The organism is Altererythrobacter sp. BO-6 (assembly GCF_011047315.1).
In the GTDB taxonomy this organism is placed as follows: Bacteria; Pseudomonadota; Alphaproteobacteria; order Sphingomonadales; family Sphingomonadaceae; genus Erythrobacter.
This window is the reverse complement of sequence record NZ_CP049259.1, coordinates 2228069-2252622: the sequence shown is the minus strand read 5'-3', so window position 1 is coordinate 2252622 and position 24554 is coordinate 2228069. Positions and strand designations below refer to the sequence as shown.

Below are 24554 nucleotides of genomic sequence, written 5' to 3'. Positions count from 1 at the left end.
GGCGCGCAGCCACTGGCGCTCGCCCGCTCCACGCCCTATGTTGCGCGCATGAGCAGGCTTCAACGCTACAATCCCGGGCCCGGCGTGGCCGATCTGTGGGAGTATTTCCGCAGGCCGCAGCCCTATCGCTGGCCGATCCTGATCGCCTCTACCTTGCCGATGGTGCTGATTCTGGCCTGGGCGACATCGGAAACCGCGCTGGTCGAGCCCGAGCGCCCCAAAGTGACCTACATCTCCACCCTGGCCGCCGATCGCAGCGACGAGGAGATCATGGCGTCCAACATCGCCAATCAGGAAAAGCAGGATGCCCGCCGCGCCGAACTGGAGGCGGTCGAAGCCCGCAAGCGCGAGCTTTACCGCGCGCTGGGCGCTGCCAGCGGCATGGATGTCGAGGCGATGGAAAGGCAGGCGGCGGAGGAACGCGCGCACGAGGAAGCGGCAGCCGCTGCGAAGCGACAGGAAGTGCTGGAGACCCGCGTCGTGCCCGGCGCAGCGGATGCCGCCGAACGCGGGACGGACTGAGCCACATTGGGTCACGACGCGCGATGGATGGCCGCGGCAGCGCAGATCGCCGCCCGCGCCCGCCCGCTAAGCCGCCCCAACCCCGCTGTTGGCTGCGTGATCCTGCAGGACGGCATCGTGCAGGCGCGCGGGTGGACGCAAGCGGGCGGCAGGCCCCATGCCGAAGCGCATGCACTGGCGCGACTGCCTGTCGGCGGCGCCCGGGGAGCAACGATCTACGTCACGCTGGAACCCTGCGCACACCGGTCTGCGCGCGGCCCCGCCTGCGCCGATGTGCTGGCCGAAGCGAAGCCAGCGCGGGTGGTGATCGGAGTGCAGGACCCCGACCCGCGCACCTGCGGCAAAGGCATCGCCCGGCTCCAAGCGGCGGGGATCGCTGTGACGGTGCTCGATGATGCCGCAGCGCGCACGAGCCTTGCCGGCTTCCTGACCCGCGAGACCCGCCATCGCCCCTATGTCACGCTCAAGCTGGCCATCTCGGCGGACGGTTTCATCGCCCGCGCCCCGGGGCAGGACCAGTGGATCACCGGCGCGGCCGCCCGCGCGCATGTCCATGCCCAGCGCGCGCGGCAGGACGCGATCCTGGTCGGCGGCGGCACCTGGCGCCATGACGCACCGCGGCTCGATGTGCGGTTGCCGGGGATCGAGGACCGTTCACCCGCCCGCTACGTCCTCACCCGCGGCGCAGCGCCTGTCGGCACCGCAGCGATCGCCGCGCCGCAGGACATCGCGCAGCTCACCGAGGTGCAATATCTCTATGTCGAAGGCGGCGCGGCCACCGCGCAGGCCTTCCTCGATGCCGGGCTGGTCGACGAGCTGCACATCTACACTGCGCCCGTCACCGTGGGCGCTGGGGTGAAGGCCCCGGCGGCCCTCTTGCCAGCCGACCCCGCCAGCGGCTGGCGCATCACCCAACAGCGCCAGCTTGGCAGCGACACGTTCACCGCCTATCAGCGCCCCAGCGAACAGGAGGCACAATGTTCACCGGCATAGTCACCGCCATCGGCACCATCGCGCAGGCTGAGCAGCGCGGCGATCTGCGGCTGCGCATCGCGGCCCCGCTCGATCCCGCGCGGATCGACATCGGCGCGTCGATCGCCTGTTCGGGCGTGTGCCTGACCGTGGTCGATCGCGGCGGAGCGAAGGACGCGGCCTGGTTCGATGTCGACGTTTCGGGCGAAACCGTGTCACGCACCGTGCCGGGCATGTGGGCTGAAAGCGCGCGGTTGAATATCGAGCCGAGCCTGCGCATGGGCGACGAGCTGGGCGGGCACATCGTCACCGGGCATGTCGATGCGGTGGGCGAAGTCATGCTGGCCGAACCGTCGGGCGACAGCTGGCGGGTCGATATCCGCGCGCCTGCCAGCCTCGCGCCCTTCATCGCCCCCAAGGGATCGATCACCGTCCAGGGCGTGTCGCTGACGGTTAATGATCTGCGCGACGAGGCCGACGGCGCCTGCACCTTCATGCTCAACATCATCCCGCACACCGGCGAAGTGACGACGCTGGGCGCGCTGCGGCCGGGCGACAAGGTCAATCTCGAGATCGACGTGCTCGCCCGCTATCTCAAGCGGATGCAGGCGCTGGCGGGCTAGCCCGAAACGAAACCGGCCGCGAAACCTGCGTTCCGCGACCGGTAAACGTCGGCTTTATGGCAAGCGCCCTATGGCGCGACGTACCATTGCCCCGTGCCGACGGATTTTTCATCCGAATACCAGTACATCGTCAGGCCGCCCCGCGTGCCTTTGAACTGGCCATCGGTCGCTTCCATGGCGCCGACGCAGCCGAGCGGCGTTTCCGGCCCCGGCTTGCCGATCCAGTTGCAGCCATAGGCCAGCGAATAGGTTCCCTGCTGGTCCTGCGCGGTGCAAGCGAGGTGAATCGCAAAGACGCCCGGCGGCTGCCGCGTGCCGACGCACTTGACTGTGCCGTTGGCGACTGTGCCATCGTTATCGGTCGAGACATAGGTGCCCTTGACCGCGCCCCCACGATACTGCGGCCCGTCCGGGCTGGTCAAACCGCCATAGGGCTCGACCGGCTCCCACGTGACATCGTAGTTGAAACTCTGCGCCAGCGCCGGTGTGCCCAGCATCATGGACGCCGCGATCGCAGCGCCGATTACACTCTTTTTCATGCTTTCCGTCTCCCTTGGTAGTGACCGTTGGCCAAGGCGAGACTCGGGCCTTGCGATCACGCAAGCGGCCCTGTGGAGCGAGATAGCACTCTGTCGGGTAGTTGGCAAAAGGGAGCCGTTGGGAGGAAAGGCACCACGCCTGTTCACGACCCCAAAGCGGCCGCTCAGGAACTTATGACGCATGCTTGAAAGCGGCCCAAAGTTACGTCGGGCGCGGTTCACCAACCTCATAGACGCGCAGATTTCGTTCGCCGATACTCAGGCTTGGCCAAGCCTGTCGCCAGTCGGCGAGATGCTGGGTCGCGAAATGGCGATCAAGTGCCGGCTGATCGACCCATAATTCTTTTACATGGATAAGCCCGGGGTCGAACACGTCCTCCGCGTAGGTATATTCAACGCAGCCTTCTTCGGCTCGACTTGCGTCAGCCATTCGCTTCATGAAGGGCCGAGCCGCTTCCATGTTTTCGGCAGGCAGACGAACGGTTCCGACGATCAGCAGCATAAAGCCTAGGTATAGCGGCAGCCGGCCAATGGAAAGAATGGTCTGCATACCTGAAAGCAGCCATTGCCTGCTTAAATTAGGCCAATCGAAATCGCATTGCTCGTCCGTACGAATTCGAGTAAGCGCAGCAGCCATTGGAATTTGGTTCCGAGGTCAAAATGATCAGGTCAGTGTTCACCGCGTAGCGGCGCAAACAAGCGACTGAACGCGCGCGCTTATCCGCGCGACCTCTCCATATCTGATCATCGAGACTTACCATGTTACTCGAACTTGCGCGCGTCCATCGTGGACGCCTTTTCACTGCTTATTGTCTTACAGCCAGCGGCATGATTGCCGCCTTGCTCTATCCTTTGGCTACTGGCTTTGCCATCAACGGTGTGCTGACCGGGGAGTACGTAGCGGTGCTGTGGCTCGTGGGCTGCCACACCGCGCAGCTAATGCTGACGGTTGCGTCCAAGCGATACGATACCCGCGTGTTCACGAGAATCTATGGCGCCCTCGCTGCAAGTGTCGTTGCCCGGTCTCGCGCTGATGGGCTTGAGCCTGCACGGGTTGCCGCCCGCGTTGCGCTTTCACGCGAATACACGGTCTTTCTAGAAGAAGACGTGCCTAGGGTCCTCTATGCCGTCATAGCCTTGACCGTTTCGTTGTCGGCGCTTGTGTTCCTGAATCCACTGCTCGCTTTTGCCTGCCTAGCGCTTGGCGTTCCATTGCTTCTTGTTGGCGGGTGGTTCGGACGCAGGTCCGGCATTTTGAACCAAGGCCTCAATAACCGGCTCGAGAACGAGGTCAGGCTGCTCTCGAATGGCGATGAAAACTCGGTCCGCCGTCACTTCGAGGCATTGGCTGGCTGGAGGATCAAGCTTTCAGATGCCGAAGCCACCGCGTTCGGCCTTATGGAAATGCTCGTTATCGTTCTCTTCGTAGTCGCCCTCTGGCAGGTTGGCACTGCTCAGGAAAAGCCACAGGCGGGCGATGTCTTCGCAATGTTCTCATATCTTTGGCGTTTTGTCGAAAGCCTCGATCAGGCACCGATCCTGATCCAGAAATCCGCCAAGCTTAGAGATCTGGATCGGCGCCTTGCATCAGCTACCGCGTAATTGCGAATTCTCGATGCTGGTCCGAAAATTGACGCAATCGCGCAAGAGCTGACATTCAGCACCCCACCCATTCTCGGACATTTCCTACATCGCACGAACCGGCTAATCCGCCAGGGCTCTTTCTCTCCGTCCAGCCTTCCTCGCCACGAGCAGTGCCCGCGCCCGCCGCGTTCCACCTGTGAATCGCCAAGGTCACACTTTGCGCCCGCGCAGAGTCACACTTTAGCGCGCAAGGGTCACACCCGGCGCCGCCAAAGTCACACTTCAGCCCTTAGAGTCACAGTTTTGACCGCCAGAGTCACAGAACGGCGGTTTTTGCCCTTGGACCGTGTTCCATGTGTTCCATCGGATCGGACGTCGTGGCCGCCAATCCGCTGCGCGAACTGCCTCAGCCGGTGACGACGGCAACCGCCGCGATGAACTTGTCGATATTGCCCATGGTCAGCCCGGCGATGTTGATCCGGCCGGAACCCGCCATGTAGATCGCGTGCTCTTCGCGCAGCTGCTTGACCTGCTCCGGCGTCACCGGCAGCGTCGAGAACAGCCCGTTCTGGTGCGCCAGCGGGGCTAGGTCGACACTGCCCGCCATGCCGGCCGCGCCCAGTTTCTCGCGCACTTGCCGCATCCGCATGCGCATTTGCGCCAGCTCGTCGAGCCACATGTCGGTAAGGTCGGGATCGCGCAGCACGATCCGCGCCACCGCGCCGCCATGGTCGGGCGGCATCGACCAGGCCGCGCGCGCCAGCGCGTTGGCGTTGGAGAAGACGGTGTCCAGATCGTCAGCCTCCCGTGTCATTGCGTAAAACGCGCCCACGCGGTCACGGTAGACCCCGAAATTCTTGTCACAGCTATAGGCGATGAACGCCTCGGGCACTGCCGCCAGCACGCGGCGCAGGCCATAGGCGTCTTCTTCCATCCCGTGGCCGAGCCCCTGATAGGCGAGGTCGATGATCGGGAAAGCGCCGCCTGCCGCAAAGGCATCGGCAATCGCGTCCCACTGTTCGGCGGTGTAGTCGATCCCGGTGGGATTGTGGCAGGCGCCATGCAGCAGCACCGCAGCATTGGGCCCGGCATTCGCGATCGCTTTCCAGCACCGCTTCGAGATTGGCGGTGCCATCGGCGCGGGCATGATCGAACCAGCGGGTTTCCAGCGAGATGTCGCTGAGGATCTGCGCATGGTTGGGCCAACTCGGCTTGCCCAGATAAAGCTGCTCAACCCCGGCCCGCTGCGCCAGCGCCACCGCCAGCCGCACCGCACCGGTGCCGCCGGGGGTCTGCATCCCGCTGATCCGGCCGCCCATCGTTGCGTCAGTGCCGAAGATATAGGGCATCAGCGCGTTGACGAAGCCCATGTCGCCTTCCGGCCCGAGGTAGGACTTGCTGTCCTGCGTATCGACCAGGATCTGCTCCGCCTTCTTCACGGCGGCGAACACAGGCGTATCGCCCTGCCCGGTGCGATAGACGCCCACGCCCAGGTCAACCTTGTCGGTGCGCGGGTCAGCGGCGTAGAGCTTGATCAGCGCGAGCAGCGCGTCCGGGGCTTGCGGTGTGAGTCGTTCGAGCATGCCCGGCGCCATGCAACGAGATGCAGGGTGCCGCAACAGGGAATTCCCTATTCCGGCATCAATGCATACTTATACGTGATTGCGCGCGGGCACGGATCAGAAGGGCAGCCAGCGCTGTTTCTTGGAAAACTTCATGTAGCCCGCATTGATCCCGAGCCTGAGGCCGGCACCCACGCGGATCGGGATCAGCACGATATCGCCCTTACGCATGTAGCTCGCGTTCAGACCGCCGACCAGATAGGCCTGGCCCTCGCCCGCCGGGAAGCGCTCGTACAGCTCCTCGGTATCGTAAAGATTATAGACCAGCACAAAGGTGTTGGCCGCGTTGGCCCCGGCATCGAAGCCGATCGACGGGCCGGTCCAGTAGACTGGCATCTTGCCCTCGACCTTGTGATAGAGCGTGCCCGAGCCATAGCGGGCTCCGACCACGAAGGCGCCGCCCGCCTCGCGCCCGACGATATAGGCATTGGGTTCGCCCTGATCGCGCAGCAGGTTCTCGATCATCTTGGCAAGGCCTTCCGCGCCCTTGCCGAACACGCCTTCGGCCGCGCCGATCAGATCGTCCTCGCCATAGGTCGTTTCGCTGCCGGCGAAGGTCGGTTTGTCGGATGCTGCCGGGTCGGCGGCGGGGGCCTGTTCGCCGGTAGCGGTGGTGGCCGCCTGCGGATCGGCCGTTTGTGCCTCCTCCGAGCCGAAGGCGACGAGATCGTTGCCGGTGGTGTCAGCGGGCGCGGCCGCTTCCGGCTGCGGCGCAAGGTCGCCATCGATCGGCGGCGTAACTGGCGTGGCGGGCGCTGCCGGCTCGTCAAACGCGCTATCGGGGTCGATCGCCTGCAGCTCCTGTGCGGCAATCGGGCTGGTGGCCAGCACCAGCGATCCGGCCATGGCAAGGCCGAGTTGGCGGATGAAGGTCGAAAGCTGTTTCGTCATGGTGTATACTTCCCGGGCCCGTGGCGGGCCCTCTCGCGCTGCATCAGAATCCCATGCTGACGCGGCGACAATTGCGCGGCGGTGAACCGAATCGAAATTGCGGTGAGTCGAGTCCCCCGGCAGGCGAAGCGAGCGCATGTCGCTTTTTTGTCAGGACGGGTTGAAGCCTTGAACGGGCGCTATTATAGCGCGCCTCTTGCAGCCGGGGATGCGCGCCCAAATCGCGTGTTTCTTGCGGAGACGTGGGTGAGTGGCTGAAACCAGTTCCCTGCTAAGGAACCGTACTCGAACTGGGTACCGAGGGTTCGAATCCCTCCGTCTCCGCCATCTACATCATCCCAGGAAAGCCCGATTGATCCCGGAAAGACGCAGATTTCTGCGGTTTTTCTGCCTTGATCGCGCCTTCAATGTTCTTATATTGTTCTTCATGATCTCCCCAAATCCAACTTGAAGTGTGGGGGAGATTGTGGGGGGCGGAACAGGATGGATGGTCATGGGCCGGCTCACGCCACTGCAGATTCGAAACCTCAAGGAACCTGGGCGCTACAGTGATGGCGACGGCTTGTATCTGGAACTGACGGGACCGAACAAAGGCAACTGGCAGCTCCGCGCTACTGTGAACGGCAGGCGGCGCGATATCGGCTTGGGTTCGCTGGCGCTGGTGTCCTTGAAGGAAGCCCGCGATGCGGCCTACGAACTGCGCCGCGACATCCAGCGCGGGATCGATCCGGTGGCGGAGCGCAAGCGGCGCAAGCTCGAGATCCTGACCTTCAAGGCAGCAGCCCTGCGGGTCCATGCCGAACAGAAGGCAAGCTGGAAGAACGGCAAGCACCAGGACCAGTGGATCACCACGCTGGAGAACTATGCCTTCCCATTGTTGGGCAATCGCCTGGTCAACGACATCGAAGGCCCGCTGATCCGCGAGGTGCTGCTGCCGATCTGGCTGACGAAGCCTGAGACCGCCAGGCGGGTCAAGCAGCGGATCGGCGTGGTGCTCGACTGGGCCTATGCCAGCGGCATGCGCCCCACCGAGGCACCGATGCGTTCGGTCTCTCGCGTGCTGCCAAGGCAGCCCAAGAAGGACGGTCACTTCGCGGCGATGCCCTTTGAGGCAGTGCCCTCATTCATGACCCACCTGCATGCCCGGCTGAGCGCCCCAAGACTGGCATTGGAGTTCCTGATCCTGACAGCGACAAGGTCAGGCGAGGTACGCGGTGCCACGTGGAACGAGGTCGATTTGGAGGCCAGACTGTGGACCATTCCGGCCTCCAGAATGAAGATCGGCAAGGAACATGTTGTTCCCCTTTCCGCTGCCGCGATCGATGTCCTGGAGCGCGCGAGGCAGTATCACGCACCATGCAGCAACCTCCTCTTCCCGGGACGCGCTGTACGCCGTCCGCTGTCCGACATGACCCTGCTCAAGATTCTGCGTTACGCCGAACTCCCCTACACCGTGCACGGCTTCCGTTCGGCCTTTCGGGACTGGTCGGCGGAGCAGACCAGTTACCCCGGCGAGGTCGCGGAAGCGGCCCTCGCGCACACCATCGCCAACAAGGTCGAGGCCGCCTATCGGCGCACCAACTATCTCGACAAGCGACGCGATATGATGGCCGATTGGGCGACGTTCTGTGCCAATCGTCAGCCCTGGAGCGGATCAATCTGATAAGCCATACCGCTCCAGCCGTCGCCTGTAGGCATCGTGGGTGCACTGCCTCAGTCTACCATCCCACGGCTCGACAGGATGGCATCGAGCGCAGCGGAATGAAAATTCCCTGCCAGGCTGGATCGCGGCCAACTGGTCTGTCCGCGACCTCATTGTCGCACTGCCATGGTGCGACGATCAGGTCGCGAACAAAGATGTTGACGCTCTCGCGTCAGTCAGCTGCCTACCGCCTCACCTAGTGGCGACGGGAAGCGGTACGAATGTCTGAAGCTCATCGTGACAGGCCATGAATCAGGTTCCTTGCCTGGCCGATGGAACCTGGTTCACCTTGCGAATGGTCATCATCAAAGCAAGTCGTGAGCAACTCTCCGTCGGGTACCGCTTTCGGATTTTAATTCAGGTACATAACGGAATGAGGGTTGCTAGCGGATCGGCACAAACCAGCTCAACTCGCTGGCGGGTTGAAAGTGCGCAAAACTAGGTTGAGCAGGACTTTCAGATAGATACTTCCCGAAATCGCGGGGTACGGTGTGCCTGCGAACCAACTGCTCTGGGAGCCCCGGATCACGCCCGCTTCTTGCACCAAATGAATGAGGAGTGTTTCAATGAAGGATGCAGCCGCGTGGCGTTTGAAGGTACATGCTTCGACCAAATTCCCAACGCTCCGGGGCTGTCGCAGTTTCGTCAGAAGCAGACATCCGTTCATTGAATGTGCTGCCGCCGATGTTCGACACAAGGAATGTCGATAGTCGTAATCTCAACAATCTATCTCGACCTTGCGAACCGCCTCGCCGAAATAGCTGTTTACCTCGCGCCGCCCGATCTCGGCTACGTAGGCATCGGGGCGGATCAGGATGTGCGGCGCGTTGCGGCGGATCAGCTGGGTTGCGCCAGTGTGGCGCAGGTGGTCGAATAGCCGCGAGCCATCGGGCAACAGGCGGTCGGCAATCCGGTCGCCCGGTGCAATTCCATCGTCTGCCTCGCCTTCATTCAATGGGCTGTTACCGTAGCCAAGCGAGAGGTGATTGGTGAGCTCGCCCCGCTTGAACGAGCCTTTGAAGTGTAGCGTTCCGGTAAGGTTGAGCATGGCCGCCGCAATCGGCAAACGCTCTTGCTGGTAGGTGTCAAGCAGTCCGTCATCGCCAGTCCTGATCGCCGCGGCCAGCTTCCAGCCGAGGTTCCAGGCATCCTGCGCGCTGGTGTTGAGCCCTTGGGCGCCCGAAGGTGGATGGATATGGGCGGCATCGCCTGCCAGGAACGCCCGGCCGACGCGGTAGCGATCGACCATGCGAGCCTGGTGGCGGTATTTGGATTGCCATGCGATGCGCTTCACGTGCTGGCCAGTGGCACGCAGAACGCCTGCCTCCAGACCTGCCTCCGCGATCCGGTTGGACCATGCCAGCTGGAACAGATTGGTCCCTGGTAGCGGGCACAGCAGTGCAGGCCCAACGCGATTGAGCGGCCAGACATGCCAGAAGTCACGATCGAAGCGGCCCATCGATATCTAGATCGGCGACAATCATCGTCTTGTCGTCAAGCGATTTGCCAAGCAGCTCTAGCCCAAGGAGCTTGCGCACGGTGCTGCGTCCACCGTCACAGCCCACGATGTAGTCGGCCTTGACCGTCTCGCCGGTCGCAAGACCCGCGGCGATACCCTGATCGGACTGGGTGAGGCTGACGAGCGCTGAATCAAACTCAACCCTGCCGCCAAGTTCGGTGAAACGGGTGAGCAGAATCTCGTTGGTCCGCCACTGCGGGATCATCAGCATGTTGGGATAGGGCCGATCGACCGTTGCCGTGTGGTTGCTGCCAATCGAGAACAGCGGCAAGCTGAGCGGGCCCGCATGGAGTTTGAAGCGGGGATACAGCCTGCTTGAAGCCACCATGGCGTCGGCAACGCCAATGAGGTCGAGGATTTCGAGCGTACGCGGTTGCACGCCCTTGCCGCGCGATCCCGCGAACGGACCGCTCGCCGCATCGACCAACCGGATTGCAATGCCCCGCCGCAACAATTCGATCCCCAGCACGATGCCAGTGGGACCTGCGCCCGCGATCAGGACCTCAGTCATCGGCCATCTTCATTAACGTGCATAATGCACGCATATTGCCATTCGCATTTGCATGCAATAACTATGTGCGTTATGCACGGATCATGCACTGGACTGACAGGTTACACGCCGCCGTTCTGGCACTCGCCGATCTGGTCAATCGTTCGGATCTCGATGCGCGATTGCTCGCTGATTCCGGAATAAAGCTCGATCGGGCCCTGTTTCCGCTGTTGTCCCGGATCAGTGCGGCTGGTGAAATCAGCACGGTTGCTCTGGCCAACCTGATCGGCCGGGATCATTCGACTGTGAGCCGCCAGGCAAGCAAGCTCGAAGAGCTTGGCCTTGTTAGGAGGGTGCCCAGTTCCAGCGATGCCCGGATGCGTCACCTTGTGCCTAGTGATGCCGGTAAGGCGCTGATCCGCAAGGTGGGCAATGTCAGGCGCAAGATGCTCGAGAGGCATTTCCAGGCATGGCCAGAGAACGACCGCGCTACTCTTGTCGCGCTTCTCGAACGAATGGTGGGCAGAAACTGATCCAGTATCCCCAGGGTACTGGCTTTGCGATGCTACGAGTTAACATTCATAGGAGCTACTAATGCCGGACAGCCATTCCTACCTGCTTCTGCTATCCGCCATCTTCGAGCTTCTGATGGGCCTTGGCCTACTTCTGGCGCCAATATCCACGCTTCGAAAAGTATTCCTGCCCAACGCCACGCCAGGCCCCGACGCTCTGGTGGCAGCGCGAGTGGCAGGCGCTGGCCTGACCTCGCTTGGCATGCTGGCTCTTATGACATTCGATGCAACCGAGCCCGCCGTGCTGAAACCGGTACTCCTGACCATGGCGCTGTACATGGGACTTGCCACCGTGAACCGACTGCTGTTCGCGGCAAGCCTTGCTGCCAATTCGCAAGGCGACAAGGCACCGGGCAAAAAGGCGGCACACGCTTCAGCCGCGATCCACGGGCTGCTTTCGGCGGGGCTGCTGTACTACTGGTGGAGGCTCCTCTGATCTCTGAAAAGATCCTGAACACAGCTGGGTCAGCGGCCTACCCACCAACGAAGTAAGTCTTGGGTTCGGTATAGGCCATCAGCCCCTCGATACCGCTCTCAACCCCTAGGCCGGATTGCTTATGGCCAGCGAAGGCCGCAAAGGGACTGAGCGCAAGTGCCTCGTTGATCCACACGTTGCCGATCTCCATCCGGTCGGCCAGTTTTAGAGCCGCCTCGATGTCCCGCGACCAGATCGTTCCGGCCAACCCCATGTCGCTGTCGTTGACCTTGGCGATGACGTCATCGACTTCACTGAACCGGATCAAGGGAAGGATCGGACCGAACTGCTCCTCCTGAACGATCCGGCTTTCCTGCGGGGGATTGTCGACGAGGGTCAGCGGCAGGAAATAGCCTGTTCCGGTAGGTGACTCGCCCTGAATCATCGCGTAGCCGTTCGCCAGGCAGTCCGCCACGAGATCGCTAAGCCGATCGAACTGCGGCCGGTTCTGGATTGGACCATGGGTGCTGCCGGGCTCGCTGCCATCGCCCACCTTCGCGGAAACAATCAGCCGGGCAAGGGCATCGCGAAACTCATCGTAGATCGCGTCGTGAACATAGGCACGCTTGGTCGCAATGCAGATCTGCCCGCTGTTTGCGAAGGCCGAGCGGAAGACCTTTTGTGCGGTCTCTTCGATCGAGACATCAGGCATAATGATGGCGGCGTCGTTGCCGCCGAGTTCCAGGGTCAGACGCTTCAGACTCGACGCAGCAGCGGCCATGACGCGCTTTCCGGTCGCGGTGGAGCCGGTGAAGCTGATCTTGTCAAAGCCAGGGTGCGCGGTCATCAGCGGCCCCAATGCATCGCCGCCAGTAATGATGTTGAGCACGCCTGCAGGCACGAAGTCGCGCACCAGTTCGCCAACGCGCAGCACGGTCATCGGCGTGAACGGCGAAGGCTTCAGCACCATGGTATTGCCAGCCAGCAGAGCCGGCGCGATCTTGAAGGCCGAAAGCGCGACCGGGAAGTTCCAGGGCGAGATCGCCGCAACCACGCCGATCGGAACATAGCGGGTGATGTGCTTGCGCCCGGGGGCCGTCTCAGTTGCGCGGTCGGGCAGTGTGAGTGTCGCGGTCGAACGGAGCCAGTGCGCTGCGGTCATGATCTCGGTTATGGCCTGGTCGGTGGGTTTGCCCTGTTCACAGGTGAGCATGGCTGAAAGCTCTGCCGCGTTCAGGGCAATGGTATCGCCAATTCTGCTGACAATCGCGGCGCGTTCCTCCCACGGAGTATGCCGCCAGGCTGTGCAAGCTTTGCGGGCTGCCGCCACGGCTGCATTCAATTCAGCTTCGCTGGCGTCAGGCACAGCTGCAATGACAGCGCCGGTTGCCGGATTGCGGACTTCCAGCGAGGCGCTGGCGGTAGCGGGCATTCCGCCGATGGTCATTGTCAGGTTAAGCTCTGCCATGGACTAGCCTGTCTTTGTGACTTCTTCGTGCTCGCTGGTGACACGCCGCTTCGATCGGCTGGCGCCATCGCTGGTGCCGACAAAAACAGGGGGAAGCCGGTTGCCCGACTCCCCCCATTGCAAGTTTTCGCCTGTCGGTCGGGTGATGAAGCAGGCGGATTTCAATCTTGGTCAGAACTTGGTTCGTACTGTCACGCCATAGGTGCGCGGTTCGTCGAAAAAGGTCAGATACGAACGGGCTCCAGCAACGCCGCGAAGTGGGGTGTTGGCCGTTACTGTCCGAGTTATTTCATTCGTCAGATTGGTTCCCCAGACTTCAACCGTAAACCGCTCGTCAGGCGTCGTGAACCCAATGCGGGCGTTCACCTTGAAGAAATGCTCCTGGATTGGAAACAAGTCGCCATTCGTGTCCCTTGGCTGGACCTGCACTCGGAAGGAGTCGGAGTATTGCAGATTGACATTGGCAAGGAGCCCCCAATCGGATCCTCCCAAAGGACCGTCATAAGTAAGCCCGGCAACGCTTGAGAATTTGGGTGACCGAACCAGCTTCGCTCCGCAAAGACGACTGATGGTCGGAACATCGCTCGGGACAATTCCCGCAGTGCAATCCGTTGGATAGCGCGTGTTGAGGTACGTTCCGGAGAGATTGAGCGTGACGTGATCAGCCAGCTTGCCGAAGACTTCAGCCTCGACACCCGTCGACTTCACTTTTCCGACATTGAACGTGCGGAACTGCAGCCCGTTGAATTCAAGCTGTTGGAAGCCGGTAATGTCCATATGGAACAGGGCCACATTTACATTCATCCTGCCCAGGGACGCCTTGACGCCCAATTCGTAAGCATCAACTTTTTCAGATTCGAAACGCGGATCGGTATATTGCGGCGCAGCCCCGGTGGTGAGTACTGCAGCCGAATTGCTCAGGATCGCTGCTGTTGGATCCAGATTGAACCCGCCTGATTTGAACCCATGGCTGAAGCTTCCGTACACCAGCGTGTCTGCGTTGGGCTTGTAAGAAAGCTGCGCGGTGTAGGTCAGCGCATCATCCTTGAAGGTGTTCGAGAATTCTCGCGGAAGCGGCAGGAAACGACTGGCCAAACCTCCACCCAATCCGGCAGGCGCAGCAATGGTAACCGGGGTTGCCGTGTTGAAGCAATTGAGGCCTTGGAGACCCCCTCTGACCGCTGCAGGCAAGAAGTTATACGCGCCCGTCAGGAGTCCGCTTACGACTGCCTGACACGCGCCGTTGTTTCCTTGAAGTTGACGGAAGCTGCCATCCTTTGTTTCGTTCACATAGCGAGCGCCCAGTGTGACACTGAGCTTGTCCGTGAGATCGAAGACATTGTGAGTGAAGATGGAGTACGTCTTACCGTGCTGGTTGAACTGGTTCGAAGCGTTTGCGCCCGTAGCATTGACAGGCACCCCGCCATTTCCGAGAGCCGTGAAAGCAAAGAGCGGATTTGGGCCAAGCGCGGTTCCAAAATTGAAAGCGCTGGCAGCAGCCTGAAAGTGTGTGCCCAGGGTCGTTGTAGCCGTGCTTACGATCTTTTCGTCACCGAAAAATCCGCCAACCAGCCAATCCAGCTTACCATCGAATGCATCACCCTGAAGACGCAATTCGTGCGTTGTTGACTTGATGCGATCGCCGGTCGGAGGCTGACCAGGAAGACTTGACTCTCCGCCCGCTCCTTGGGTGAACACTCTCAGTCCGACGAAGTCTGTTTCGGCCGTGGAAGTCGAGTCGTAATCCCTGTACGAGCCGATATAGGTCAATTTGGCGCCGCCAAACTCATACTTCAGTTCGCCTGAAAATCCCCACTGCTCAGCGCCATTGAAAAACTGACCGCCGTTGGATCGAAGATTGCGCAGGGCAGAGGGGCCTGAATTCGTTACACCCGAATTCGGCAGGCCATGAAGCGCGATATTGGCAGGATTCAGCGCCAGCTCGGTTTCACGAAAAACTACGCCGTCGCAGCACTTTTCATCGATTTTTGAATAGTCTGCGATGAGACGAATGCTTAGGTCAGAGCTTGGCTCGAAATACAGTTGACCGCGAAGAATCCAGCGGTCCTTGTCGTGGCTTTCTGCGCCACTCGCGCTCTTCACATATCCGTCGCGCTTTCTCCATGAACCTGTCAGCCTTAACCCGACATTCTCGGAAATCGGTCCGCCTACGCCGGCTTGAAGGTTCATCAAATCGTAGTTGCCGTAAGTAGCATTCGCAAACCCATCAAAGCCGGTCAGGCTGGGCTTCTTCGTGGTGATGCTAAGAACGCCGGCAGATGTATTCCGTCCGAACAGAGTTCCCTGTGGTCCGCGCAGCAGCTCAAGGCGCTCGAGATCAACGAGTTCACCAAGCGCCACGCCAGGCCTCGACTGGTAAACGCCGTCGATGAATATGCCGACGGAGCTTTCTAGCCCGGCATTGTTACCAGGCGTGCCGACACCGCGTACTCGGATCGCAATCCCGGAGGTTTCGGTCTGCGTGGACTGGAAGGAAAAGCTTGGCGAAATGGTAGCCAGTTGCTTGACGTCCACCACGCCCTGACGCTCCAGTGACGTCGGGCTGATCGCAGTGACGGCAACAGGAATGTCTTGAACGCTTGCTTCGCGAAGGGTGGCCGTGACGATGATTTCAACCTCTTCAGCGGAATCATCAGCGGCAGTCTGGGTGGATTGCGCCATTGCCGGTGCGGCAAACGCCAGGCTGCATGCCGACGTCAGCATTGCAAACTTGAGCCTCGTCTTCATCTGCATTTTCCCTCTCCCTGTGACACGGTTCCAAAGCCCGGACGGCGATTCTGCACCCTATTCGGGGTGGATTTCAGAGCGATCGCCATCATCTCGAATCCGGCTCTCCCAACTTGATCACGAATAGAAACTAACCAGTAAGTTTTAGTTGTCAAGTGGCCTTGATCCCGCTAGCCAAGTGGTTGAAACGGTCGGCGAAGCGGCAACAAGATGGAGTGGCGCACCATGCGGGCAACCAGGCGCGAAGTGATTGCAGGTGCCATGTCGGTTACAGCCCTCGGCGCGACCGGCGCTTCGTCCGGACAGGCCGCGCGAAGACCCAACTTCGTGTTCATCCTGGCCGATGATCTCGGCGCCTTCGACCTGTCCTGCTATGGACGGGAGGACTACCAAACCCCGCATATCGACAGCATCGCGCGCCGCGGAATGCGGTTTGATCTAGGCTATGCCAACTCAAGTTCCTGCGCGCCGACGCGGGTCGGCCTGATCTCCGGACGCTACCAGAATCGGCTGCTGGCGGGTTCGGGTGAAGGTGGCGGCTATACCCGCGGAAAGATAGGTTATCCGGGCGACTTGCCGTCGCTGCCGGGCCTGTTCAAGGGCGCTGGGTATCGCACCGGGTTGGTCGGGAAATGGGGCATCGGCGAACTTCCGGACTATGGCCCGCTCAAGAGTGGTTATGATGAATTCTTCGGCTTGATGGGCGGCGGGATCGACTATTGGTCGCACGATTTCCTCGACCCGCTCACGCCAGGGCCGCGCCGTCCGGACTTGTACGAGGATGAAACTCCAGTGAAGGTCGAAGGTTACGCGACAGACCTGTTTTCGGACCGGGCCTGTGATTTCATCCGGCGCAATGCCGATCAGCCTTTCATGCTCTCACTGCACTATACAGCCCCGCACTGGCCCTGGCAGACAAGGGACGAACGCGGGTCGCCTCGGATGACCGATATGCATTACGAAGGCGGCTCACCAAAGATCTACCGCGACATGGTTCTGCCGATGGACCATGGGGTCGGCCGCGTGCTCGATACCCTTGGCAAGCATCGTCTGGACCGCGACACGGTGGTCATCTTCACCAGTGACAATGGCGGCGAGAGGTTCTCGAAAATGTGGCCCCTGCGCGGGGGCAAAGGCGAACTCTGGGAGGGTGGCATCCGGGTGCCGCTGATCATCAGCTGGCCCGGACGGATACGCGGGGGCACAGTCTCCCGCCAGGTAGCTGTTTCAATGGACTTCCTGCCGACGATGGCCGCACTTGCCGGAATTGCGACCGACCCTTCTTATCCGCCCGACGGAGTAGATTTGTCACCTCAGCTCTTTGGCGGCCCTCCTTTAGATCGTACCTTATTCTGGATGACTCCAGGAGAACGGCTGGCCGCCTTGTCCTATCCTTGGAAATATCTGCGCAATGGCGCGCTCGAATATCTCTACAATCTGGACGAGGATCCAACCGAGCATGCCAATTTCAAGAGCAGAAACCCAGCCATGCTCGCCGACCTGAAGGCCCGCACCCTTGCCTGGTCTCAAGGGATGCAGAAGGCCATGCCAGCGGTGCCAAGAACCCTTGTTGATCAGGCAGAAGCCCTCGAGACGCCGAAGCTCCCGGGCAAATAGGCGCGGAAATGTGATGTCCGCTGGCTAGAGCTTTGAGCGTTTAATCTGCAACATATCCGGCTGCTTTGAGGTAGTTCCAGCATTCGCTGGGTGAGTAGAGTTCGCAGATTGAGCCGACCGCCTGCCATAGAGCCTCGATGGTCCGGGCCTTGGCTTTTCGCAGGTGCGCCTTGAGCTTGGAGAAGGCCATTTCGATGGGATTGAGATCGGGGCTGTAGGGCGGCAGGAACAGGAACCACGCCCCGCGCTCCTTGAGGATCGCTGCGGCCTTCTCGCTTTTGTGGCTGGAGAGGTTGTCGAGGATGACCATGTCGCCACGTTTCAAGGTCGGCGCCAACTGGGTCTCGACATAGGCCTCGAAGATCTGGCGGTTCATCGGACGGTCGATCACCCAAGGTGCGGTCAGTCCATCATGGCGCAGCGCGGCGATGAAGGTCTGGGTGCCCCAGTGGCCGAAGGGGGCCTTCATCTTCAGCCGCTGGCCCCGCCGCGCCCGGCCCCGCAGCCGGGTCATCTTGGTGGTGGTCCCGGTCTCGTCGATGAACACCAACCGTTCCGGGCGGTGCTTCATCCACGGCTGGCGATGAACCTGCCACACCCGCCGGGCCCGGACGATGTCAGCGCGATCGGTTTCGCTCGCCAGCAGAGTTTTTTTGACGGTAAAGCCTGCCGCCCGGAGCAACCGCGACAGCGAGGTGTGATGCACCGTCACGCCATGTTCGGTTGCCAGCCGCTCGGTCAGCTCGCACAGGGTCAACTCGCCATCGGCTTCGACCCAGCCGATCACGACCTCGCGATAGGCCGCCAGCTTGCCGCTGCCCGCGGGCCGACCCTGTCGCCCTGGTGCCAGCGATCCGGTATGTGCCTGGCGCTGCGCCAGCCGAACCGCCGTCGCCGCACTCACCCCGAACCGCCGCGCCGCCGCCCGCCGCGAACCACCTTCAACAATCGCACCGTAAACACGGCCCCGAAGATCAGACGAATGTGCTCTACCCATGATCCACCTCCAAAGAGGGTGAATCACAAATCAGAACCAACAGGAATCCACCGATTCAGGTTATCCGCAGAACGCTCTAGGCTCAGGACTCATTGATCACAACCAGAAGCAGACTGTTGCGGCGATTGAGATTGCGGACATGAAGGTGTGTGCGCATCGATCGTAGCGGGTGGCCACGCGGCGCCAGTCCTTGATCCGGCCGAACAGGTTCTCGATCTTGTGTCGCTGCTTGTAGAGCGTCTTGTCGTAGTCGATCTGGACCTTGCGGTTGGCTTTGGGCGGGATGCAGGGAGCGATGCCGCGGCTGACCAAGGCGGCGCGGAACCAGTCGCTGTCGTAGCCCTTGTCGGCGAGCAGCGCCTTGGCCTTGGGCAGCGCGGAAAACAGCAGAACCGCGCCTTTGTGGTCGCTCATCTGGCCTTCGGTGAGCAGCAGGATGATCGGTCGCCCCTCGCCGTCGCAGACGGCATGGAGCTTGGAGTTCAGCCCGCCTTTGGTGCGTCCGATACGTCGGGGAAGAGCCCCCCTTTTAGCAGGCTGGCCGCAGTTCTGTGCGCTTTGAGGTGGGTGGCGTCGATCATGATCCGGTCGGGTTCACCGGCCTTGCCCGCGAGCTCGGCGAAGATGCGGTTGAACACGCCCAGCCGGCTCCAGCGCACAAACCGGTTGTAGACCGTCTTGTGCGGGCCATAGCCCTTGGGCGCATCACGCCACATCAGTCCGTGCTTGATGACGTAGATGATCCCCGACACGACGCGCCGGTCATCGACCCTGGGAACGCCATGCGACAACGGGAAAAACGGCTCGATCTGGCGCATCTGCGCCTTGCTCAGCAACCACAGCTCGGACATCGGCAGCGCCTCCTCGACGCCACCATTGAATCAAGCCATCCTCGCAACCGCAAGCGATTTAATAGGTCCTGAGCCTAGTCCGAAAAGTACGGACTGCGGCGCTCGATAAAGGCTGAAACCGCCTCCTGATGATCGCGCGTCGTGTGTGCCAGCGCCTGCATTGCAGCCGACAACTCGAGCGTGTCGCTCAGTGTTGTAAGGTGGGCCTTGCGCAGCAGACGTTTCGTCATCCGGACTGCGTGCCTCGGGTTGCTGGCGATCATGTTGGCAATGTCGAGCGCCTCGGAAAGCAAATCCTCGGCCGCGACCACTCTTGAAACCAAGCCGCAAGCAAGAGCCTGGGCTGCCTTCAGACTTTCGCCGGTCAAGGCCATCTCGCAAGCTTTGGAAAAGCCCACGATCCTCGGCAAGAGCCATGCACCGCCATCGCCAGGGACCAGGCCAACCTTCACGAAACTCTCGGCGAATACCGCCTTCTCAGATGCAATCCGGATATCGCACATGCACGCAAGATCGCAACCGGCACCGATCGCAGGGCCATTGACCGCTGCCACGACAGGCACCTCCAACGCTTCGAACAACAGAGGCAGACGCTGGATGCCGCGCATATAGTTCATCCGCGTGTTGACCGGGGCCTCATCGCGCAATCCCTGACCTGGAGTCATCTTCTTGACGTCGCCGCCCGAAGAAAACGCCGATCCTGCACCGGTCAGAATCACCGCTCGCACATCAGATGAATTGTCGGCATCAATCATGATCCCAGCGAGCGCGTCGATCATCTCGATGTCCGAAATTGGATTTCTTCGCTCAGGGGCGTTTAGCGTTACTCTGAGTACCGGTCCAATTTGCTCCTTGAGAACGAGATCAGTCATTTCTTGATAAACCCCAGAATGTTGAGCGAGAAATATCGAGGCGTTTTTTGCGGAGCTTGCGCCGAAGTGCGAATTGTTGAAGTTCGAATGTCAGCCTACTCCTGTCACGCGGGCGAGATCGGTGCGGCGAAGCCGCTGCACCCCGTGCAGCAGCCTCGTGATCGCGCCGATCGCCCGTGACCAGCGCACTTCACCTCGGAAGTCCTCGCGAGCATCGAGTGCATCGAACCATTCGCCAATGCGTGGATGGAGGCGATGCAGCGGATAGGATGCCTCGCTCAGCCGCCTGACATAGATGTACCAGGCGATGTCGAGCAGTGTGAGCCGGTCGCCGAGCAGAAAATCCTGGCCTTCAAGGCGATCCTCGAACTGTTCCAGCGCCCGCCGGAACCGTTCGAACGCCAGGCTTGCACGCTCATCGCTGATCCCGTTGTTTCTGATCATCTCGCGCCAGAATTCGGCCTCGCGCGCCTTGTCCGGATCGACTGCCCCGTGTACGCTGCCTGACCCAATCCCCTCATACTTGCGAATCTCGCTCTCGGGCTTCTTCACAAGGAAAGCGGGGACCACAAACCGCATCGACAGAGCCCTGATGTCGAGATGCAGATCATCTTCCTCGCGCAGCAGGCGGTGCATCTCCTCCTTGCGGTCCGCCGGTATAAGCACCGGCTCGGGAAAGGTTGCTTCCAGATATTCGAGGATATCGTTGCTCTCGATAATCACTTTGCCGTCGTGCACCAGCGCCGGAACCAGTCCGCGCGGGTTAATCCCCATGTACCACGGGGTGATATGATCTCCCTTGGCAAGGTTGATATGGTGCGAGGTCCAGTCAATGCCCTTGAGATTGAGGAAGATGCGAACTTTCTGCGAGCAAGCCGAGCCTTTGAAGTGAAACAGGTGCAACCCGCGCCATCCCAGCACTTCCTTGGTCAGGACATCACTTTCGTGCAGCATTACCATTGGCGAATCCTCTTATGTTTGAAGGATGCCTAGCAGGCCAATCCGGTCACCGCGGGGCGATAAAAACGGTCTGCAACCCTCGCGCGTAGACGCCCTTTTCGTCTGCAAACAGGGTATGCGCAGTGCCGTGACCATTACCCGTCGTGTGCGTTTCAGCGTCGAGCAGGAACCAGTCCCCGACTGGCATCCGCATGAACTGCACCGTGATATCAAGGTTAGGCATAGCCCATTCCGTTGGCCGCAAGGCATTACCGAACCCGTGGCCGAAATCGGCAAACAGACAGGCCTTGACGAAGTTTGATGTCGGCTCGCCGGCAATGACTTCGCCGCCGCTCATGGTCATCCACCACACAGCACGCCCGGGCACGCCCGGATCACCGCTGACTCGCCGGAAGGATACCGAACCGCCCATTTGTGCGAGCTCAGGAACCTTACCTGAAGGCATGTCCTCAGGCCTCGGATAGTTCGAGGGCATTGCAAAGTCAGGCGTCGCCAGGCGGCGGACACGCAGGACATGGGCCTGTGCCACAACCTCGCCGTTGGCCAGCAAACTGACGCAGTAGAGCTTGGTTTGCGCCCCGTCGCGCAAGACTTTGATCGAACGGGAAAGTGGCAGATTTGGGACCTTGCCAAAAATGTCGAGCTGGAATCGCGCGATCGCGAACCGTTCGTTGAGTTCGGGGTCTTCGGCGCATGATGCAAGCAGGCAGCTGGTCGGGCCGCCCGCAATCCATTTGGTGCCATGCCATGGGCTGCGCGCCAGTTCGGTCGGGAGGAATTGGTCGCCGTCTCGAACGAAATATGAATTGGGTGCAAGGCGGGGCCTTGCTTGGGGTGATGACACTTGACCTACTCCGAAAATCAATTCCGGCCTGTGCACACGCAGTCAAAGTGTCTTGTCGAGGAGCTATCTCCTCACTTCCCGACGCGGGCGGCACCATGCATGAACAAAGACCAGTTGGCTTGAACGACTTCTTCCTCTGACAGTCCCTTCTTCTTTTCGACGAACCACTTGCCCGGCCCCAGAGCGAGCGCAATGAACGAGCGGGCAAACAGTTCGAGCGGGATGTCATCGCGCAGATCACCGACCTTCTGGGCAGCCGTTATCTGGGACTTGATGTAAGCAAGGTACTCACCCGCAAGGCGATCAATCTCGTCACGATCGGTCAGCCGGTGACGCTCACCATCGATTATCCTGACCTCATGGCGATGTTCGATCGCGAAATGGGTATGGAAGCGGAACAGTTCATGCAGCTGATCCAACGGCGGGGCCTTGCCCGCTGCAATTCGATTGGCCTCTTCGAGGGCGCGCTTGTGGTTGCGCCGGACAATCGCCTGGAGGATCGCGGCCTTGCTTGAACCGTACTTGTAAAGCGTTGGCTTGGATATGCCGAGACGACTTGCCAGTTCGTCAGTGCTGGTTTCGTGAAAGCCCTTCTCGGCGAAGAGATTGCTTGCAGCCTCAAGGACTGAATCAGTCAATTCCTCTTGTCGGCTCCGTCCCATGTCTGCACCCCATTCTCGATAATGAAACTAACCCGTAAGTTTAGATACGTCAAGCAACTTGCTCCGATGCTTGCGCCTTTGCGGGGGACGACCTTGACGCTGCGGACCTGGCTCAAGCCAAGGGCCGCTTCAAAGTCAGGACAGGGGTTTAGGCAATATTGCTCGCGGTTACATCAAAAAACTGACGCGCCAGTTTTGTACGAATTGAGCCTACCCAAGAGGCTGATCGCTTCAAAGGATAAACTGATCGCCAGCCGCCCTTACCGTAATGTCGCCAATCGACACGCCAAGCGGCTGGTCGATCACGTGGAGGATGGCCTCTGCAATGTAGTCGGGTGAGAGGCGGGCATAGGAAATGCCATCGGGATCCATCAAGTGTTCCCCCTTGCCCTCTTCGATGGCCAGCAACATTCCAGCAAGCTCGCCAGCGTTCTGGCCAACAATTCCGACGCCAGCGGCGCGGTTGATAACCGAGCCGGTCAAACCCGTGCCTGGGACGCCGGTTGGCTTCACCACTGAAACCTTGATCTTGCCACGCGTTTCAACCCGAAAGCTCTCGGAGAGAAAATTGACGGCGGCCTTGGTCGCACCATAGACGGCTGCGCCAACGACCGGGAAGTTGCCGTAGATCGAGCTGACATTGACGATCTGCCCACTGCCTCTCTCCATCATGGGATCGTGAGCGGCGATCATACCGTTGAGCACCCCCTTGATGTTGACATCGATCGCGCGGTGCCAGGCCAGATGTGCGGCTTCATGATCGCTGAAGAATGCCAGCGGCATGAGCCCCGCGTTGTTGATCATTACATCGACCTGACCGAACGCGCTCACTGCGTCAGCGACCAGCGCCTTGGCCGCATCAAGATCGGTCACGTCGACCTGCCTCGCTAGCGCTTCGCCGCCAGCTTCGCGGATCTGGGCTGCGGCCGCTTCGGCCCCATCGATGTTCACGTCCCCCAGTGTGACCCGCGCACCGCGCGCCGCGGCCTTTCGCGCGACCAGTTCGCCGAAGCCTCCTCCGGCCCCGGTTATGACGATGGACTTCCCCGAAACATGGTCGTTCATGCCGTGCATCCTTCCTGACGGGCCTAAGCTGCCGGCGCTGCCGGCGCTGCGGCATCGGATCGGCGGGCGATCTCTTGCCAAAAGCTGCCGCCGCCCAGCTTGGCAACGCGCCGCCCCAGTATGCTCGCCCAATAGGCATCGTTACCGCAATCCCCGCGCCAATCCATGAGCCGGCAGGTATAGCGGTTAAGCGCATATTCCATCGTAAAGCCGATGGCCCCGTGCAGTCGGTGGGCGATGGGGCAACATTTCTCAATCGCCATGTTCGCCCGCAGCTTTGCCGCAGCGATCTCGAACATAGCTCCGTCGTCAAGCCCTCCGCCCTTGTCGAGCACTGCGGCCATGGCCTGTCCGGCGGCATCAATTGCCGCCGCCTCAACCGAAAATTCCGCCATGGCCTGCTGCACCGCCTGAAAGCGGCCCAACGCCTTGCCAAACTGGACCCGGGTGTTCACGTGCTCGAGCGTGAGTTCGAACGCCGCTTCCAGGGCTCCGGCCGATTGTACCACAAGGGCAAAGGCACCCAGCGCGGTCAGATTCGCAGCACACGGTGCGCTCGCCAGTGGCGTGCCTACCGGGAAGATGCGGTCGAGCGGCTCCCCGGCAAGCGAATGGCCTTCGAAGACCTCGCTCGTCGCCACTTCGACAAGTCTGAGCTCTCCATCCTCGATGAAGACGACGCTGCCGCAATACCGTCCATAGCCGACCTTGCCATTGGCCCTCGCCAATCCGATCGGACCAGCCGGAGGCATGATCCCTGCCTCCACCAGCAACCGGTGCCCAATAATTGTGTCGCCCAAAGGTGCCGAAATCGCATGTCGCCCCGCAATTCGCAGCACGGCATATGCATCGCCCCAGTCGCCGCCAAATCCGCCCTGCTCCTCCGGGATCAGAAGGGAAGCAAAGCCGGCCTCCTCGATCCGTGGCCAGGCCTTATCGAACCCGGCTTCGGCAAGGTCGGCGAACAGTCCGTCCGCCATGTCGCACAGTAGCTGCCGGGACTCGCTCATGGCCAATCG

Annotated in this window: 23 protein-coding genes, 1 tRNA gene and 1 pseudogene; 9 read left to right on the top strand and 16 right to left on the bottom strand. The window is 60.9% G+C overall.

Going from position 1 to position 24554, the window contains the following annotated elements; genetic code table 11:
* Positions 1–48: 48 nt before the first annotated feature.
* The 3 genes from G6N82_RS11025 to G6N82_RS11015 are packed head-to-tail and all read left to right on the top strand — an operon-like array spanning position 49 to position 2117.
* A complete protein-coding gene (locus G6N82_RS11025) occupies positions 49–522 on the top strand; it encodes a hypothetical protein (protein ID WP_165196445.1) in 474 nt (157 codons plus the stop codon).
* 27 nt (positions 523–549) lie between these two features.
* On the top strand, positions 550–1515 hold the full coding sequence (gene ribD / locus G6N82_RS11020) for a bifunctional diaminohydroxyphosphoribosylaminopyrimidine deaminase/5-amino-6-(5-phosphoribosylamino)uracil reductase RibD (protein WP_165196443.1): 966 nt from the start codon (positions 550–552) through the stop codon (positions 1513–1515).
* On the top strand, positions 1500–2117 hold the full coding sequence (locus G6N82_RS11015; protein ID WP_165196441.1) for a riboflavin synthase: 618 nt from the start codon (positions 1500–1502) through the stop codon (positions 2115–2117). Before ribD ends, G6N82_RS11015 begins: the two co-directional genes overlap by 16 nt.
* A gap of 68 nt (positions 2118–2185) precedes the next feature.
* Here the strand turns inward: G6N82_RS11015 and G6N82_RS11010 are convergent, their stop codons facing one another.
* Together G6N82_RS11010 and G6N82_RS11005 are read right to left on the bottom strand one after the other, a co-directional pair.
* Entirely contained in the window at positions 2186–2656 is a 471-nt protein-coding gene (locus tag G6N82_RS11010; protein WP_165196439.1) for a hypothetical protein, read from the bottom strand.
* A 202-nt stretch (positions 2657–2858) separates the two neighbouring features.
* The gene (locus G6N82_RS11005; RefSeq protein ID WP_241255080.1) at positions 2859–3293 is read right to left on the bottom strand and encodes a putative quinol monooxygenase; all 435 of its coding nucleotides are present in this window, start codon (positions 3291–3293) and stop codon (positions 2859–2861) included.
* 122 nt (positions 3294–3415) lie between these two features.
* Between G6N82_RS11005 and G6N82_RS11000 the strand changes: the two genes are divergently transcribed.
* Positions 3416–4258: an ABC transporter six-transmembrane domain-containing protein gene (locus tag G6N82_RS11000; protein WP_165196437.1), complete on the top strand. Its 843-nt coding sequence runs from the start codon at positions 3416–3418 to the stop codon at positions 4256–4258.
* Between the two features lie 388 nt (positions 4259–4646).
* Here the strand turns inward: G6N82_RS11000 and G6N82_RS10995 are convergent.
* Together G6N82_RS10995 and G6N82_RS10990 are read right to left on the bottom strand one after the other, a co-directional pair.
* Positions 4647–5823: pseudogene (locus G6N82_RS10995) on the bottom strand (aromatic amino acid transaminase).
* 96 nt (positions 5824–5919) lie between these two features.
* On the bottom strand, positions 5920–6753 hold the full coding sequence (locus G6N82_RS10990; RefSeq protein ID WP_165196435.1) for a DUF1134 domain-containing protein: 834 nt from the start codon (positions 6751–6753) through the stop codon (positions 5920–5922).
* Positions 6754–6989: 236 nt separating this feature from the next.
* On the opposite strand from G6N82_RS10990, the gene G6N82_RS10985 reads away from it, so the two are divergent.
* A tRNA-Ser gene (locus G6N82_RS10985) sits at positions 6990–7080 on the top strand.
* Positions 7081–7246: 166 nt separating this feature from the next.
* Positions 7247–8416, top strand: a complete 1170-nt coding sequence (locus G6N82_RS10980) for a site-specific integrase (protein ID WP_165196433.1) — start codon at positions 7247–7249, stop codon at positions 8414–8416.
* Between the two features lie 757 nt (positions 8417–9173).
* Here the strand turns inward: G6N82_RS10980 and G6N82_RS15210 are convergent.
* A complete protein-coding gene (locus tag G6N82_RS15210; RefSeq protein WP_165196431.1) occupies positions 9174–9914 on the bottom strand; it encodes an FAD-dependent monooxygenase in 741 nt (246 codons plus the stop codon).
* A complete protein-coding gene (locus G6N82_RS10970; RefSeq protein ID WP_165196429.1) occupies positions 9895–10485 on the bottom strand; it encodes an FAD-dependent monooxygenase in 591 nt (196 codons plus the stop codon). Before G6N82_RS10970 ends, G6N82_RS15210 begins: the two co-directional genes overlap by 20 nt.
* A gap of 83 nt (positions 10486–10568) precedes the next feature.
* Here G6N82_RS10970 and G6N82_RS10965 point away from each other — a divergent pair, with 83 nt between their 5' ends.
* Positions 10569–10997, top strand: a complete 429-nt coding sequence (locus G6N82_RS10965) for a MarR family transcriptional regulator (RefSeq protein WP_165196427.1) — start codon at positions 10569–10571, stop codon at positions 10995–10997.
* A gap of 61 nt (positions 10998–11058) precedes the next feature.
* Positions 11059–11472, top strand: coding sequence for a hypothetical protein (locus G6N82_RS10960; RefSeq protein ID WP_165196425.1), 414 nt, complete (start codon positions 11059–11061; stop codon positions 11470–11472).
* Between the two features lie 37 nt (positions 11473–11509).
* Here G6N82_RS10960 and G6N82_RS10955 read toward each other — a convergent pair whose 3' ends face one another.
* Together G6N82_RS10955 and G6N82_RS10950 are read right to left on the bottom strand one after the other, a co-directional pair.
* Positions 11510–12859 carry an aldehyde dehydrogenase family protein gene (locus tag G6N82_RS10955; RefSeq protein ID WP_241255261.1) on the bottom strand — a complete coding sequence of 450 codons (1350 nt, stop codon included), beginning with the start codon at positions 12857–12859 and terminating at the stop codon, positions 11510–11512.
* Positions 12860–13090: 231 nt separating this feature from the next.
* Positions 13091–15673 carry a TonB-dependent receptor gene (locus tag G6N82_RS10950; protein WP_165196421.1) on the bottom strand — a complete coding sequence of 861 codons (2583 nt, stop codon included), beginning with the start codon at positions 15671–15673 and terminating at the stop codon, positions 13091–13093.
* Between the two features lie 204 nt (positions 15674–15877).
* On the opposite strand from G6N82_RS10950, the gene G6N82_RS10945 reads away from it, so the two are divergent.
* Positions 15878–17284 (top strand): sulfatase-like hydrolase/transferase, encoded by a 1407-nt coding sequence (locus G6N82_RS10945; RefSeq protein ID WP_165196419.1) that lies wholly within the window; start codon positions 15878–15880, stop codon positions 17282–17284.
* Between the two features lie 40 nt (positions 17285–17324).
* On the opposite strand, the gene G6N82_RS10940 is transcribed toward G6N82_RS10945, so the two are convergent.
* The 8 genes from G6N82_RS10940 to G6N82_RS10905 all read right to left on the bottom strand — a co-directional run bounded on the left by G6N82_RS10940 (position 17325) and on the right by G6N82_RS10905 (position 24545).
* Positions 17325–18281 (bottom strand): IS630 family transposase, encoded by a 957-nt coding sequence (locus G6N82_RS10940; RefSeq protein WP_165196417.1) that lies wholly within the window; start codon positions 18279–18281, stop codon positions 17325–17327.
* Between the two features lie 96 nt (positions 18282–18377).
* A protein-coding gene (locus G6N82_RS10935; RefSeq protein ID WP_165196415.1) for an IS5 family transposase occupies positions 18378–19132 on the bottom strand; the annotation gives its coding sequence in 2 pieces (ribosomal slippage) (positions 18378–18814 and positions 18814–19132; 756 coding nt in all).
* A 74-nt stretch (positions 19133–19206) separates the two neighbouring features.
* Positions 19207–20004 (bottom strand): crotonase/enoyl-CoA hydratase family protein, encoded by a 798-nt coding sequence (locus tag G6N82_RS10930; protein WP_165196413.1) that lies wholly within the window; start codon positions 20002–20004, stop codon positions 19207–19209.
* A 90-nt stretch (positions 20005–20094) separates the two neighbouring features.
* Positions 20095–20958 carry a glutathione S-transferase family protein gene (locus tag G6N82_RS10925; protein WP_165196411.1) on the bottom strand — a complete coding sequence of 288 codons (864 nt, stop codon included), beginning with the start codon at positions 20956–20958 and terminating at the stop codon, positions 20095–20097.
* A gap of 52 nt (positions 20959–21010) precedes the next feature.
* A complete protein-coding gene (locus G6N82_RS10920; RefSeq protein WP_165196409.1) occupies positions 21011–21808 on the bottom strand; it encodes a thioesterase family protein in 798 nt (265 codons plus the stop codon).
* Positions 21809–21879: 71 nt separating this feature from the next.
* Entirely contained in the window at positions 21880–22446 is a 567-nt protein-coding gene (locus tag G6N82_RS10915; protein ID WP_165196407.1) for a TetR/AcrR family transcriptional regulator, read from the bottom strand.
* 255 nt (positions 22447–22701) lie between these two features.
* Positions 22702–23535 carry an SDR family oxidoreductase gene (locus tag G6N82_RS10910; RefSeq protein ID WP_165196405.1) on the bottom strand — a complete coding sequence of 278 codons (834 nt, stop codon included), beginning with the start codon at positions 23533–23535 and terminating at the stop codon, positions 22702–22704.
* Positions 23536–23558: 23 nt separating this feature from the next.
* The gene (locus G6N82_RS10905; protein WP_165196403.1) at positions 23559–24545 is read right to left on the bottom strand and encodes an acyl-CoA dehydrogenase family protein; all 987 of its coding nucleotides are present in this window, start codon (positions 24543–24545) and stop codon (positions 23559–23561) included.
* Positions 24546–24554: the final 9 nt, after the last annotated feature.